Below are 14076 nucleotides of genomic sequence, written 5' to 3' on the forward strand. Positions count from 1 at the left end.
TACTTTACGCTTGGTCATTCATTGCCGGGACCTCCTCTCTGCCCGTCCCCTTTGGCCCCGACCAGCCGAACGCGCATCAGGCGCATGATCGACAGGGGAGAAGTCGGATGAAATTCGTGTGGAAGACGCTTTGCGCAGCCGCCGTGGTCGCCATGACCGCGCTGCCGGGGATGGCGCAGGACAAGACCATCAAGATGGGCACCTTGTCATGGGAGGACCTGACCCCGATCACCGGCATCACCAAGAAGGTACTGGAAGAAAAGGGCTTTACGGTCGAAGTGACCAGCTTTTCGGAATGGGGCATCGCCTATGCCGCGCTGGCCAAGGGCGATGTCGAGATCCTCGCCTCGCAGATCGACTATGTCGCGCAGGATTACTGGGACCGCAACAAGCGGCGACTGGAAAAGATCTCTCCGGTGTCGCACGGGCTGTTTCAGGGCATCGCGGTCCCGTCCTATGTCGATATCGACTCGGTCGAGGATCTGAACACCAATGCCGACAAGTTCGGCGGGCGGATCGTAGGGATCGAGCCGGGATCAGGCCTGATGCGCGACACGGCGAACGCGGTCGAAGCCTATGATCTGGACCTTCAACTGGTCGAGGGCAGCTCGGCCGCGATGACGGCGGCGCTGAAATCGGCGGTGGACCGGCAGGAATGGATCGCCGTGACGCTGTGGGAGCCGTCCTGGATGATGCAAAGCTTTGACGTCAAGTTCCTGACCGACCCGCAGGGCGTGTTCCCGCCGCCGCAAGGCTATTACTGGATCGGGCAGGCCGGGTTCTCGGCCGAAAACCCCGAAGCGCGTGAAGTGATCGCAAGCGTCTATGTGCCACTGGCCGATATCAACGCGATCAATGGCGCGGTCAGCGATGGCCAGACCATGGAGGAGGCCGTCGCGGACTGGGTCGAGGCGCATTCGGACCTGATTTCCCGCTGGATGAACATCAAGGATCACTGATCCCGGACCAACCGGCCCGTCCGTTTCTCGGGCGGGCCTTTTTCGGGTTGGAAACAAGGACTGGACCATATGAACGCACATTCCTCTGACGTGCTGATCGATTGCGATTCGCTGTGGAAGATCTTCGGGGACAATGCCGGGGCGGCGATCAGGGCCGTGTCCGAACGCGGCGCAAGCAAGGCCGAGGTGCTGCGCGAACATAACTGCGTGGTCGGCGTCGCCGGGGCATCGTTGCAGGTCAGGCGGGGCGAGATCTTCTGCATCATGGGCCTGTCGGGTTCCGGCAAATCGACCCTGATCCGGATGCTGAACCGGCTGATCGAGCCAAGCCTTGGCAGGATCACCGTCAAGGGCGAGGATATGTCGCGGCTGGATGCCGCCCGGCTGCGTGAGGTCCGGGCCAGCGATATCGGCATGGTGTTCCAGTCGGTCGCGCTGCTGCCGCATCGGACGGTGCTGGAAAATACCGGCTTCGGGCTGGAGGTTCGCGGCGTCGGCCGCGCCGAACGCGACGCCGCCGCCAGGGCCGCGCTGGCCAAGGTCGGGCTGGCCGAATGGCTGGACCGCTATCCTTCCGAACTGTCGGGCGGGATGCAGCAGCGGGTGGGACTGGCGCGCGCGCTGACCTCGGACCCCGAGATCATCCTGATGGACGAACCGTTTTCTGCGCTGGACCCGCTGATCCGCCGCCAGTTGCAGGACGAATTCCGCCAGCTGACCAAGGAACTGGGCAAATCCGCCGTCTTCATCACCCATGATCTGGACGAGGCAATCCGCATCGGCGACCGCATCGCCATCATGAAGGACGGCGCCATCATCCAGACCGGCACCGCCGAGGACATTATCCTCAACCCCGCCGATCAGTATGTCGCGGATTTCGTCGCCGGGATTTCGCGGCTGCATCTGGTCAAGGCGCATTCGGTGATGATCTCGCCCGGGGACTATCTGCGCGACCATCCGCAGGTGGATCTGTCGGCCCTGCCCAAGACCGTGCCCGAGGCCGATATCAGCCAGCTGATCGACCTTGTGACCCGCCATGACAGCGACGCGCTGACGGTCAGGCAGGCGGATCAGACCGTCGGCATCGTCACCACCCGCGGCATCATGCTGGCAATGAACGGCGCGTCCGGCGATACCAGCGGGGTGGCGCATTATGGATAATGCGGCCTTCGTCAAACGATTCGACATCATCATCGACGACGCGCTGTTCTGGCTGGGCGATCACGCGGCGTTCCTGTTCGACGCGATCCGTTACGGGCTGGAGGGGTTCTATGACCTGATCCTGACCGCCGTGACATGGCCGCCGTTCTGGGCGGTCTCGGCCATCGCCGGTCTGCTGGGCTGGCGGGTGGTCGGGCCGCGCTTCGGGCTGCTGGCGGCGCTGGGGCTGCTGTTCTGCCAGGCGATGGGCATGTGGTCCGAGACGATGGACACATTCGCCCTTGTCGTCAGCGCCACCGCCATCGCCCTGATCGTCGCGCTGCCCATCGGCGTCGTCGCGGGCTATTTCACCCGGCTGGACCGGCTGCTGGAACCGGCGCTGGACCTGATCCAGACGATGCCGCCCTATATCTATCTGCTGCCCGCCATCGCGCTGCTGGGTTACGGCTCGGCCACCGCGCTGGCCGCCACGATCATCGTCGCCGTTCCGCCGGTGATCCGCCTGACCTCGCTGGGAATCCGCCGCACGCCCACCGAGTTCATCGAGCTGGGGCAGGCCAGCGGCATCAATGGCTGGCAGATGTTCACCAAGATCAGGCTGCCCTTCGCGATGCCCTCTATCATGGCGGGGATCAATCAGGGGCTGATGATGGCCTTCGGCATGGTGGTCATCGCCGGGATCGTGGGATCCGGGGGACTGGGCCAGACGATCTATGAGGCGATCCGCACGCTGGATATCGCCAGGTCGATCAACGCGGCCATCGCCATCGTCATCCTGTGCATGGTCATCGACCGCATCACGCAGGGCGTGTCGGTCACGCATCAGGGGGCCCGGTGATGGAGTTGTCGAACCTGCAATTCTCGCCCGGCAAGCATCTGGCCCCGGTGATCGACTGGCTGAACGCCAATTTCCACGGCTTTTTTGCGGCCATCACCCGCACCATCGAAACGATGCTGTCAGCGGTCGAGGGCGCGCTGCTGTTTCTGCCCGCGCCGGGGCTGATCGCCGTGGCCGCCGGGCTGACCTTCATCGCGCTTGGCTGGCGGCTGGCGCTGCTGGTGGCCTGCTGTCTGGGCTTCGGCCTGCTGATGGGGCTGTGGCAGGCCAGCATGCAGACCATCGCGCTGGTCACCATCTCGGTCGCGATTTCGGTCGTCATCGCCTTTCCGCTGGGGATCTGGGCGGCGCGGCATCCCCGGGTCGAGGCCACGCTGCGGCCGATCCTTGACATCATGCAGACGGTACCGCCCTGGGTCTATCTGATCCCCGCGGTGATGATCTTCAGCCTTGGTCGGGTGCCGGCGATCATGGCGACCATCGTCTATGGCATCCCGCCGATGCTGCGGCTGACCACGCTGGCCTTCAAGCAGGTGCCCAAGGACCTCAAGGAACTGGGCGCCGCCATCGGCGCACCGCCCCGCACCATCCTGTTCAAGATCGAGATCCCCTCGGCCATGCCGACGCTGCTGGTCGGGCTGAACCAATGCATCCTGCTGTCGCTGGCGATGGTCGTTCTGGCCGGGCTGGTGGGCGCCGGCGGCCTTGGCGCCGAGGTCACGCGCGGTCTGACCCGGATGGAGATGGGGCTGGGCCTGCGCGCCGGGCTGGCCATCGTCGCGGTGGCGCTGCTGCTGGACCGGCTGTCGCGCAACGCACTGCAATACAAACGCAAACCCACGGTCAGGACGACATGAGAAAGACCTTCTTCTGCATCGATTCCCATGCCTGCGGGAACCCGGTCCGGGTCGTCGCGGGCGGCGGGCCGCTGCTGCCGCACCTGCCCATTGCCGAGCGCCGGGCGCTGTTCATGCGCGACCACGACTGGATGCGCACCGCGCTGATGTTCGAGCCGCGCGGCCATGACGTGATGTCGGGGGCGATCTTCTATCCGCCCCATCGCGACGATTGCGACGTGGCGGTTGTGTTCATCGAGGTCAGCGGCTGCCTGCCGATGTGCGACGCGGGCACCATCGGCCTGTCCACCGTGCTGATCGAGGAAGGGCTGGTCAGCCCGCGCATGCCCGGCACCCTGTCGCTGGAAACCCCGGCGGGCCGAATCGATGTGACCTATCGGATGGAGGGCGACAGGGTGGCCGAGGTGCGGCTGTTCAACGTGCCCAGCTATCTTCACGCCGCCGATCTGACGGTCGATGTTGCGGGCGTCGGGCCGCTGGTGGTGGATATCGCCTATGGCGGCAATTTCTATGCCGTGGTCGAACCGCAGCAGAACTGGCCGGGGCTGGAGATCGGCGCGGCAGCCATCGTCACTCTCAGCCAGAAACTGCGAGAGGCATTGCGCGGCGTCATCGACCCGGTGCATCCGCTGGATGATCGCATCCGCGGCGTGCATCACGCGATCTGGTGCGATGCGCCGAAGGGGCGGGCCGATGGGCGTGGCGCGGTCTTTTACGGCGAAAAGGCCATCGACCGTTCCCCCGGCGGCACCGGCACCTCGGCGCGCATGGCGCAACTGCATGGCAAGGGACGGCTGGCCGTGGGTGGGCGTTATCGCAACGAAAGCCTGATCGGGACGGTGTTCGATGGCCGGGTGGAAGCCGAGGTCGCCATCGGCGATTTCACCGGCATCCGCCCCAGCCTTGGCGCTTGGGCGCGGATCATCGGCCATAACACGATCTTCGTGGACGACCGCGATCCGCTGTTCCGGGGCTTTCAGATCGCCTGAGCCGCCCCGGTGGCGATCACCGCGTATCCGCGATGACCTTGCCGTCATTGGGCAGGCTGCCGGGCACGACGACCTCGACCGAACCTTTCAACCGCGTGATCTCGGCCAGTTTCTCGGCCAGCGGGGCGACGACATTGCTGTCCTCATGCTCGACCAGCAGATGCATGCGGTCCTGTTCGCCCGCGCGGCTGACCTCCAGCCGCAGGCGCAGGCAACCCGGGATCGCGCGGCCGATGGCGGCGATCTGTTCGGGGCGCACGAACATGCCCTTGATCTTGGTCGCCTGATCGGCGCGCCCCATCCAGCCCTTGATGCGTCGGTTGCTGCGTCCGTCCTGCGCCGCGCCGGTCAGGATCGCCGACATATCCCCGGTCGCGAAGCGCAGCAGCGGATAGTCGGGATCAAGCCGCGTCACCACGATCTCGCCCACCTCGCCATCGGGGACGGGTTCGCCGGTGCCGGGGCGGACGATCTCGACGATCAGCCCCTCGTTCAGCACCATGCCGGGCGCGCCGGTCTCATAGGCGACGATGCCCAGATCGGCGGTGCCATAGCATTGCCGCACCGCGACACCGCGCCCGGCCAGTTCCGCGCGCAGCGATTCGGGCAGGGCGGCCCCGGTGACCATGCCGACCTGAAGGCAGGTCCGGTCCACGCCCTGCTCATCGGCCTTGTCCAGCAGGATCTTCAGGAAATCCGGCACCCCGACATAGACGCGCGGGCGGTATTGCCCGATCGCCACCAGCTGATCGGCGGTATTGCCCGGCCCGGCAGGAATGACCGGACAGCCGATCGCCTCGGCCCCGGCCTCGAAGATGAAGGCGGCGGGCGTCAGGTGATAGGAAAAGGTGTTCAGGATCACATCGCCCTTGCGCACCCCCGCCGCATGCAGCGCCCGCGCCGAACCCCACCAGTCCGACCCGCGCCCCTCGGGGTCGAAGATCGGGCCGGGCGAGACGAACAGCCGCCGCAGATTGCCCACCGGATTGCCGTTCAGCCCGCCCAGAGGCGCATTCGCGGACTGCATTTCAACCAGATCGCTTTTGCGCAGGACGGGCAGGGCGGCCAGATCGGCAAGGCTGGTCAGCGGCAGAACGCCCTCAAGCCGCTCGGCCCAATAGGGCTGCGCCTCGCGCATCCGGGCGATCTGGGCATTCAGCCGGGCCAGCTGGTCGTTTTCGCGCGCGTCCGGCGCCTGACCCTCGGCCATGTCGTAAAGCTGGGCAGTCATGCGACGCCTTTCTTATGCCAGCCAGCGCTTGCGCCGGCGGTAGTGTTTGACGGCGTGATAATCGACATGATCCGCGCCCCCCAGATAGAAGTCCTGCACATCGGGATTGGCCTTCAGCACCTCGGCCGAACCCGACATGACGACCTGCCCCTGCTCGATCAGATAGGCGCGACTGACGATGTCCAGCGTCGCCGCCGCGTTCTGTTCGACCAGCAGGACCGACAGTTTCTCGCGCGCGTTGATCTCGCTGATGATGCCGAAGATCTCTTGCACCAGCAGCGGTGACAGGCCCAGTGACGGCTCGTCCAGCATGATCAGCTTCGGCTCGGTCATCAGCGCGCGGCCGATGGCCAGCATCTGCTGCTCGCCCCCCGACAGATAGCCGGACTTGGACTTGATCCGCTCCTTCAGACGCGGGAAATAGGCATAGACCTGTTCGCGCAGCTCGTGGAACCGGCCCAGATTGCGGCCGCGATAGGCCGCGATCAGGTTTTCATCCGGCGTCAGGTGGCCAAAGACACGCCGCCCCTCCAGCACATGGACCAGCCCCAGCGCGACCCGCTCGGGCGCACCCAGGTTCAGGATGGACTGATCGCCAAAGCGGATGTCGCCGCGCGTGACCAGCCCGCGCTCGGGGCCCAGAAGCCCCGAGATGGATTTCAGCGTCGTCGATTTGCCCGCGCCGTTCGATCCCAGCAGGGCGACCATCTCTCCTTCGCCGATCTCAAGCGACACGCCCTTGGTGGCCAGAAAGACCTTGTCATAGATCACCTCGATATTTTCGAGTGTCAGCGCGGGCATGGATCAGTTCCCCTGACCGTAATGGGCGGCGGATTCCTCGATCACCTCGCGCACCAGTTCGGGATAGGCGGCATGCCAGTCCGACACCGGCACCCAGGCCTGACCGTCCCATTGCGACACGCGGCCCGCGCCGCCGCCCTGATGGTCCTCGGCGGTGATGGTGATCGGCGGCATCAGCCCTTCGGCGTCAAAGCCCGCGATCTGCTCGAACCCGGCTTTCAGCGTCTCGCCGGTCAGGGCATCGCCGCCTTCCAGACCCAGACGCGCGGCCTCGACCGCGACGGCCATCGTGGCGACGCCCAGATTGTAATAGCTGGTGCCGATATTGGCATCCTCGCCCGAGCCCTTGCCGGTCGCGATGACCTTTTCCTGAATGCGCTGGATGATCGGGTGATCGGTGCCCGCCGCCGTCGCCTCGAAGCGTTTGACGCCGGTCATCTGCGGGCCGACATTGGCGGCATCGGTTTCGGCCAGCCAGATCACCGAATAGATCTGCTCGGGCGCGATGCCGTTCTGGATCGCGGTACGCACCGACACGGCCTGACCGCCGCCCGCGCCCCAGATCATGACGTAGTCGGGGCGATAGCGGCGCACCTCGGACCATGCCGCCGACTGCTCGTTGCCGGGCGACGCATAGGGGAACGCCTGAAATTCAAAGCCTTCCTGTTCCGACAGCGCCTGAAGGATCGGGGCGGGTTCGCGTCCGAAGGGGCTGTCTATATGGACGATCGCGATCTTCTTGCCTTCCAGCCCGTCGGTGGATTTCATGTATTCGATCAGGTTCGCCGCCTGCGCCCAATAGGTCGCCATCATCGGGAAGATATAGGGAAAGACCGTCCCGTCGGATGCGTCGCCCCGGCCATGCGCGGGCGTGATGACCACGCGCTGATCGGCATCGGCCTGATCCAGAATCGCGGCGGAAACCGGCGTGGACAGGAAATCGAACAGGATCGCGCCTTCTTCCTTGGCGCGGTTATAGGCCTCGATCCCGCGCTGCGGCTGGTTGCCGGTGTCGCGGACAATGGCGGTGAAGGTGTTGCCGTCGATGCCACCTTCCTCGTTGATCAGGGTCAGATAGTCGCGCTGGCCCTGATTGTACTGCCCGGTCACGAAGGTATAGACCGCCGTGAAATCCTGAAGCAGGCCGAACTTGATTTCCTCGGCATGTATCGGCCCCGCGACACCCACGACCAGCGCGGTGGTCAGCGCCAGTTTGCGCATCCAGTTCATGTGTTTGCCTCCCATTATCGATCCCCCTCCCAGAGGTTCAGCTTCTGGCGTGACGGAATGGCCAGACCAGAAAATACTTGCGGATGTTGTCATAGATCTTCGCCAGACCCAGCGGCTCCAGCAGCAGAAAACCGATGATCATCGCGCCATAGATCATCAGCGGCAGGTGCGACAGAAAGTTCTGGCTGACCGGAAACCAGCCCGCCGAGGCCAATGCGGCGATGAAATTGGTCAGAAAGATCGGCGCCAGCAGCACGAAGCCCGCGCCCAGATAGGACCCGATCACCGACCCCAGACCGCCGACCAACACCATCGCCACCAGTTGGATCGAGACGTTGAAACCGAACTGTTCCGGCGTCACCGCGCGATAGAAGCAGAAGGCAAGGATCGCGCCGGTCACGCCGCCCATGAAGGACGAGGTGAAGAAGGCCGCCAGCTTGGTCCTGAACGGATCGACCCCGATCACGGCGGCGGCGAAATCCTTGTCGCGGATCGCCACCAGCGCCCGCCCGAAAGAACTGCGCTTGACGTTCATGAAGAACACCGTCAGCAGCACCGCCCAGCCAAGCGCCAGCCAATAGCGCGACGCGAGGCTGCTGATATCCATGAACAGAAAGCTGACGGCGGGCGTGCGCAGCGTGGCATGGGCGCCGCCCGAAATGGCCGGCACGTTCACCACCACCCAATCCACCAGATATTGCATCGCCAGCGTGGCCATCACCAGATACAGCCCCTTCACCCTCAGGGCCGCGCCGCCGAAGATCGCACCGATCACCGCCGCGATCAGCCCCGACAGCAGCAGGGCGATCTCGAACGGCACGCCGAAGCGAACCAGATGGATCGACGAATAGGCCCCGATCGCCATGACGGCGGCAAAGCCGAAATGCAATTGCCCCGCCATGCCCATCAGCAGCGTCAGCGACAGCGCCGCCGCCGACCAGATCACCCAGGGCAGGACATAGCTGCCCAGATAGAGCGGCGAGACATAGAACGGCGCCAGCACGGCCAGCACGAAGACAGCGATCACCAGCCAGCGATCCGCCGGGATCTTCCACAGCTTGCGGTCCGAGGCATAGCTGGTGTGATAGGTGCCTGACAAACGATAGAACATGGCTCAGATCCTCTCGATGTCTTCGCGGCCGAAGATGCCATAGGGGCGGACCATGATGGTCAGCAGGATGATCAGCGAGGTGACGACATCGCGCGTCGATCCGCCCGCATAGCTGTCGAGATAACCGGGGATGACCGTGCCCAGCACGCCCACCAGAATGCCGCCCACGACCACGCCGGGGATCGAATCCACCCCGCCAAGGATCACCACGGCAACGGCGGGAAACAGCAGCGTGGAAAGCGTCCAGTCCACCCCCTGCGACGATCCCCACAGCGCCCCCGCGACCACGGCGGCAACCCCCGCCAGACCCCACGAGATGCCGATGGCGCGCTCGACCGAGATGCCGACGGCCCAGCTTGCGACGTGATCGTCGGACACAGCGCGCAGCTTGGTGCCCAGACGGGTGCGGAAGAACAGCAGCGATCCGCCCACCAGCAGCAGCGCCACGACGCCGCCGATCAACGAGGTGCGGTTGATGAACACGTCACCGATGATGACCGGCGCGAAACCGATGCCCAGATCGACCGGCTTGGGCGCGGATCCCAGAATCCCGGGCACCAGCCCGCGCAGCAGGATCTCCAGCCCCAGCGTCAGCATCACCACCATGATGACCGGCTGGCCGACCATGCGGCGCAGCAGCAGCCGTTCCACCACGAGGCCAAAGCCGAACATGATCGCGGCGGCCAGCGGGATCGCTGCCCAGACCGGCAGCCCCCATGACATGACCATCCACACGGCATATCCCGCCGCCATCACCAACGCGCCCTGCGCAAGGTTAGGCACGCCGGCGGATTTGTAGATCAGCACGAAACCCAGCGCGACCAGCGAATACATCAGCCCGGTCAGGGCGCCGCTGATCAGAAGTTCCAGAAAATACGCCATTCAACCGGCCCCCTTCACGTCGGCCAGCCTCAGAACCCGGTCAAGCGACCCGGTCTGGCCGTTTTCATAGGTGATCTGCGCCTTGAAATCGATCTCGGTCGCGCCGTCGTTCAGCGCCTCGATGATCGGGCCATAACGGTCGTCGATCACGTTGCGCTTCAGCTTGCGGGTGCGCGTGACCTCGCCGTCGTCGGGATCGAATTCCTTGTGCAGGTTGACGAAACGCGCGATCGACAGGCCATGTGGCAGATGCGCGTTCACAGCGGCGATTTCCTGTTCGATCAGCTCATATACGCGCGGCGCCTGCGACAGTTCGGCATAAGAGGTATAGGACACGCCATGTTCCTGCGCCCATTGCCCGACCGCCTGAAAGTCGATCGAGACGATGGCCACCAGCATGTCGCGATCCTTGCCGATCACCGCCGCATCCCTGACATAGGCCGAGAATTTCAGCCGGTTCTCGATATAGGTCGGGATGAAACGGGTACCGTCGCGCTTGGCCACCACCTCGGAGACGCGGCCCAGCACCACCAGTTGCCCGTCGGGCTCGATCTGGCCCGCATCGCCGGTATGCAGCCAGCCGTCCTGCAATGCCTCGGCGCTGGCCTTGGGGTTCTGGAAATAGCCGTCGAAGATATTGTCGCCGCGCAGCAGGATCTCGCCCTGATCGTCGATCTTCATCTCGACGCCGGGAAAGGGGCGCCCGACCGTGGTCAATGAGATATCCTCGGGCTGCTGCGCCACGGCCAGCGCGCAATTCTCGGTCTGGCCATAGAATTGCCGCAGGTTCAGGCCAAGGGCGCGGAACCACAGAAAGACGTCCTCGCCAATCGCCTCGCCCGCGGTATAGGCGCGCTTGACCCGGCCCAGCCCCAGTTGATCGCGCAGCGGGCCATAGATCAGGATCTCGCCCAGCCAGCGCATCGCCCCGCCATTGACGGGCTTGCCGTCCAGCTTGGCGCGCTCTGCCGCCATCGCGCGGGGCATGAACCAGTTATACAGCCAGCGTTTGACGCCGGTCGTCTCGGCGATGCCCACCTGCACCCGGGTCAGCATGGCCGACCACGCACGCGGCGCGGCGAAATACAGCGTCGGCGCGATTTCCCGCAGATCGTGCATCGCGGTTTCCTGCGCCTCGGGGATATTCACGGTAAAGCGCAACTCGGTCGCCGCCCCGATGGAAAAGATGAAATCGCCCACCCATGCCATCGGCAGATAGGCCATATGCACCTCGCCCTGCTGGAAATATCCGGCGGCGGCGGCGTTGCGGACCCCCGACAGCACATGCCCGTGCTTCAGCGGGATGCCCTTGGGCGCGCCGGTGGTGCCGGATGAATGCATCAGCACGACGACATCATGGACCGAGGGGCGGCGCAGCAGATCATCGGCCAGCCCCGGTTCGGCCTTCAGCCGCGCGGCACCCTCGGCCCGGATCGCGGCAAAGCCCACGACGCCCGGTGGTTCGCGCCCTTCCAGACCGCGCGGATCGTCATAGATGATCAGGTCCAGCGCCGGATAACGCTCGCGCACCTCCTGCATCTTGTCCACCTGCTCCTGATCCTCGGCGATGGCCACGTGGATCGCTTCGCGTTCCATCTGCGCGGCCAGCTCCTCGGTCGGGGCATCGGCATAGGCGGGCGAGGGGATGGCACGCAGGCAGGCCGCGCCCAGCATCCCGAAATAGAGGTTCGGGCGGTTGTCGCCGATCACCATGACCACATCACCGGGTTTGACGCCCCGCGCCTCCAGCCCGGCGGCGAATTCGGTCACGGCAGTCAGATAGTCGCGCCATGTATATTCCTGCCAGATGCCCCAGTCGCGTTCGCGCAGCGCCACCTGATCAGGATATTCGGCGGCGTTCTGCGCCAGCCGCGCCAGAATATGGTCGTCGCGTTGCCATTCGGGGTGCAGCGCCTCGGCACCCGCCATGTCGAAGGTTTCAGGCTGCATTGCGTGGCTTTCCGATATAGGCCTCGACCACCAGCGGATTGGCGATGGTCTCACGCGCGGGGCCTTGCGCGATTTCCTGTCCGTTGTTCAGCACCAGCACCCGGTCGCACAGCGCCGTCACCACATCCATGTGATGCTCGATAATCAGCACGGTCAGGCCCAGAGCCTCTTGCGCGTCCAGAATGAAGCGGACCATGTATTCCTTTTCTTCCTGGTTCATCCCGGCCATCGGTTCGTCCAGAACCAGCAGCTTGGGTTCGGCACACAGGGCGCGGGCCAGTTCGACCCGCTTTTGCAGGCCAAGCGGGATCACATCCACATGCTCGTCACGGGCGGGGGCCAGTTGCAGCAGGTCGATCACCTCCTCGACCTTGCGGCGGTGCTCGATCTCTTCCTTGCGCGCCCACCACGGATAGAAGAACGAGGCCAACGGGTTCGGCTTCATATAGATGTGCCGGCCCATCAGAATGTTGTCCAGCACGCTCATCCCGTGGAACAGCGCGACGTTCTGAAAGGTCCGCGCCACACCCATCGCGGCGATGCGGAACGGTTTTTGCCCGTTGATCTGCTGGCCGTTCAGAAAGATGCGGCCTTCCTGCGGCGGATAGAAACCGGTGACGGCATTGACCAGCGTGGTCTTGCCCGAGCCGTTCGGCCCCACCAGCCCGAAGATTTCGCCCCGCGACACCGAGACCGACACGTTCTTCAACGCGACGACCCCGCCGAAACGGCGCACGACATTTTCACAGGCCAGAACGGCCTCGTTCTGCCCGGTCATCGGCGGGGCCGGATTCGGGCGTAACGTGTAATGGACGCGATCACTCCGCGCATAGGCTGTCCTCCCAAACAGTCTTGCTGGTCGGTTCCTCCTCCGACCCGGATCTTGAATCAGAGGTTAGCACCAGATTTCTCTTTCGGTAAACCGAAAAGAATGGCAAAGTTCTTTCAGGAATCTTGAAATGCACGCGAATCTTGTCGATCATCTGAGGGCCTTTTGCGCCGTTGCCGACCACGGCAGCCTGACCGCCGCCGCGAAGGAACTGCGCCGCCCCATTTCCTCGGTCAGCTATTCGCTCAGCCAGCTCGAGGCGCATTGCGGCTTTGCGCTGCTGGGCAAGGGCATGAACCGCGCTGATCTGACCGAACGTGGCCGCGTCCTGCTGGCCGAGGCGCGCAGCGTGGTGGAACGCGCGCGCAGTTTCGCAACCCATGCGGCCTCGCTGGAAAAGGGCGAGGAAACGCGGCTGCGGGTGCTGGTCGATGTGCTGTTTCCGCGCGCCGACCTGAACCGGGCCTTGCAGATCTTTGCGGCCGCCCATCCCCATGCCCGGTTCCAGTTCTTCAACTCGTCTCTGGCGACGCTGTGGGACGATCTGCATCAGGGCAATTTCGATTTCGCGCTGACGCTGGCGGCGGCGATCCCGTCCGATGTCTCGGCCCGGTCGCTGGGGACCGACACGCTTGGCCCGGTCTGCGCCACGACGCACCGACTGGCCGCTCTGCCGCAGCCGCTGTCGCTGCGCGCCTTCGACCGGGAACGGCAGATCTATTATGTCGGCTCTCCGCAGATCGACATGGAGCGCGTGGGCAGGCTGTTCTCGACCGATGTCTGGACGGTGAACGATGTCGAGCTGATCCGTTCGATGATCGCCGCCGGTCTGGGCTGGTGCTTTTCCGCCACCCGCACCTTCGCCGCCGAAATCAGGCGCGGCGAGGTGGTCCCGCTGATCTGCGAGGACATGCAGTTCCACCCCGTCCGCACCATCGTCGTCGCGTGGCCCACCCATCGCCGCCCCGGCCCGCTGGGGCAGCGCATGATCGACACCCTGTCCGAGGTGATGGCCGAAACCGCGTGACCCTGTTGCCCTTTCACCCCCCGGCATGGCAGACAGGGGGCATGAGCAACTCCCGTGGCATATCCCACAGCGCGGCGCTGTTTCCGCTGATGATCGGAACCAGATCGCGCAATGTGTCCGGGTTGTCCGCGCGCTGAGGCCCGGACAACCCCTGACTGCATTCGCAAGATGAACCTGAAACCGGCGGCCCAAGACGGCGCCGATGGGAACT

At 64.8% G+C, this 14076-nt stretch carries 13 protein-coding genes; 6 read left to right on the forward strand and 7 right to left on the reverse strand.

From position 1 onward, the window contains the following. Positions 1-107: 107 nt before the first annotated feature. From JHW40_RS18810 to JHW40_RS18830, 5 genes are all read left to right on the forward strand, one after another. Positions 108-959 (forward strand): glycine betaine ABC transporter substrate-binding protein, encoded by an 852-nt coding sequence (locus JHW40_RS18810; RefSeq protein WP_090610890.1) that lies wholly within the window; start codon positions 108-110, stop codon positions 957-959. Positions 960-1028: 69 nt separating this feature from the next. After that, positions 1029-2120 carry a quaternary amine ABC transporter ATP-binding protein gene (locus JHW40_RS18815; RefSeq protein ID WP_090610891.1) on the forward strand — a complete coding sequence of 364 codons (1092 nt, stop codon included), beginning with the start codon at positions 1029-1031 and terminating at the stop codon, positions 2118-2120. Beyond that, complete coding sequence (locus JHW40_RS18820; protein WP_090610892.1) at positions 2113-2958, forward strand: ABC transporter permease; 846 nt, start codon at positions 2113-2115, stop codon at positions 2956-2958. The genes JHW40_RS18815 and JHW40_RS18820 overlap by 8 nt, the downstream gene beginning before the upstream one ends. Further along, entirely contained in the window at positions 2958-3815 is an 858-nt protein-coding gene (locus JHW40_RS18825; protein WP_090610893.1) for an ABC transporter permease, read from the forward strand. The genes JHW40_RS18820 and JHW40_RS18825 overlap by 1 nt, the downstream gene beginning before the upstream one ends. Continuing rightward, complete coding sequence (locus JHW40_RS18830; RefSeq protein ID WP_090610894.1) at positions 3812-4804, forward strand: 4-hydroxyproline epimerase; 993 nt, start codon at positions 3812-3814, stop codon at positions 4802-4804. Before JHW40_RS18825 ends, JHW40_RS18830 begins: the two co-directional genes overlap by 4 nt. A gap of 16 nt (positions 4805-4820) precedes the next feature. On the opposite strand, the gene JHW40_RS18835 is transcribed toward JHW40_RS18830, so the two are convergent. The 7 genes from JHW40_RS18835 to JHW40_RS18865 are packed head-to-tail and all read right to left on the reverse strand — an operon-like array spanning position 4821 to position 12787. Then, on the reverse strand, positions 4821-6035 hold the full coding sequence (locus tag JHW40_RS18835) for a phenylacetate--CoA ligase family protein (protein ID WP_090610895.1): 1215 nt from the start codon (positions 6033-6035) through the stop codon (positions 4821-4823). 12 nt (positions 6036-6047) lie between these two features. Beyond that, on the reverse strand, positions 6048-6836 hold the full coding sequence (locus tag JHW40_RS18840) for an ABC transporter ATP-binding protein (protein WP_090610896.1): 789 nt from the start codon (positions 6834-6836) through the stop codon (positions 6048-6050). A 3-nt stretch (positions 6837-6839) separates the two neighbouring features. Further along, a complete protein-coding gene (locus JHW40_RS18845) occupies positions 6840-8066 on the reverse strand; it encodes an ABC transporter substrate-binding protein (RefSeq protein WP_090610897.1) in 1227 nt (408 codons plus the stop codon). Between the two features lie 37 nt (positions 8067-8103). After that, positions 8104-9177: a branched-chain amino acid ABC transporter permease gene (locus JHW40_RS18850; RefSeq protein WP_090610898.1), complete on the reverse strand. Its 1074-nt coding sequence runs from the start codon at positions 9175-9177 to the stop codon at positions 8104-8106. 3 nt (positions 9178-9180) lie between these two features. After that, the gene (locus tag JHW40_RS18855) at positions 9181-10059 is read right to left on the reverse strand and encodes a branched-chain amino acid ABC transporter permease (RefSeq protein ID WP_090610899.1); all 879 of its coding nucleotides are present in this window, start codon (positions 10057-10059) and stop codon (positions 9181-9183) included. Further along, positions 10060-12009: an AMP-dependent synthetase/ligase gene (locus JHW40_RS18860; protein ID WP_090610900.1), complete on the reverse strand. Its 1950-nt coding sequence runs from the start codon at positions 12007-12009 to the stop codon at positions 10060-10062. Further along, the gene (locus JHW40_RS18865; protein ID WP_090610901.1) at positions 11999-12787 is read right to left on the reverse strand and encodes an ABC transporter ATP-binding protein; all 789 of its coding nucleotides are present in this window, start codon (positions 12785-12787) and stop codon (positions 11999-12001) included. The genes JHW40_RS18860 and JHW40_RS18865 overlap by 11 nt, the downstream gene beginning before the upstream one ends. Positions 12788-12968: 181 nt before the next feature. On the opposite strand from JHW40_RS18865, the gene JHW40_RS18870 reads away from it, so the two are divergent. Beyond that, a complete protein-coding gene (locus JHW40_RS18870) occupies positions 12969-13865 on the forward strand; it encodes a LysR family transcriptional regulator (RefSeq protein ID WP_090610902.1) in 897 nt (298 codons plus the stop codon). Positions 13866-14076 lie beyond the last annotated feature (211 nt).

The organism is Paracoccus alcaliphilus (genome assembly GCF_028553725.1).
In the GTDB taxonomy this organism is placed as follows: Bacteria; Pseudomonadota; Alphaproteobacteria; order Rhodobacterales; family Rhodobacteraceae; genus Paracoccus; species Paracoccus alcaliphilus.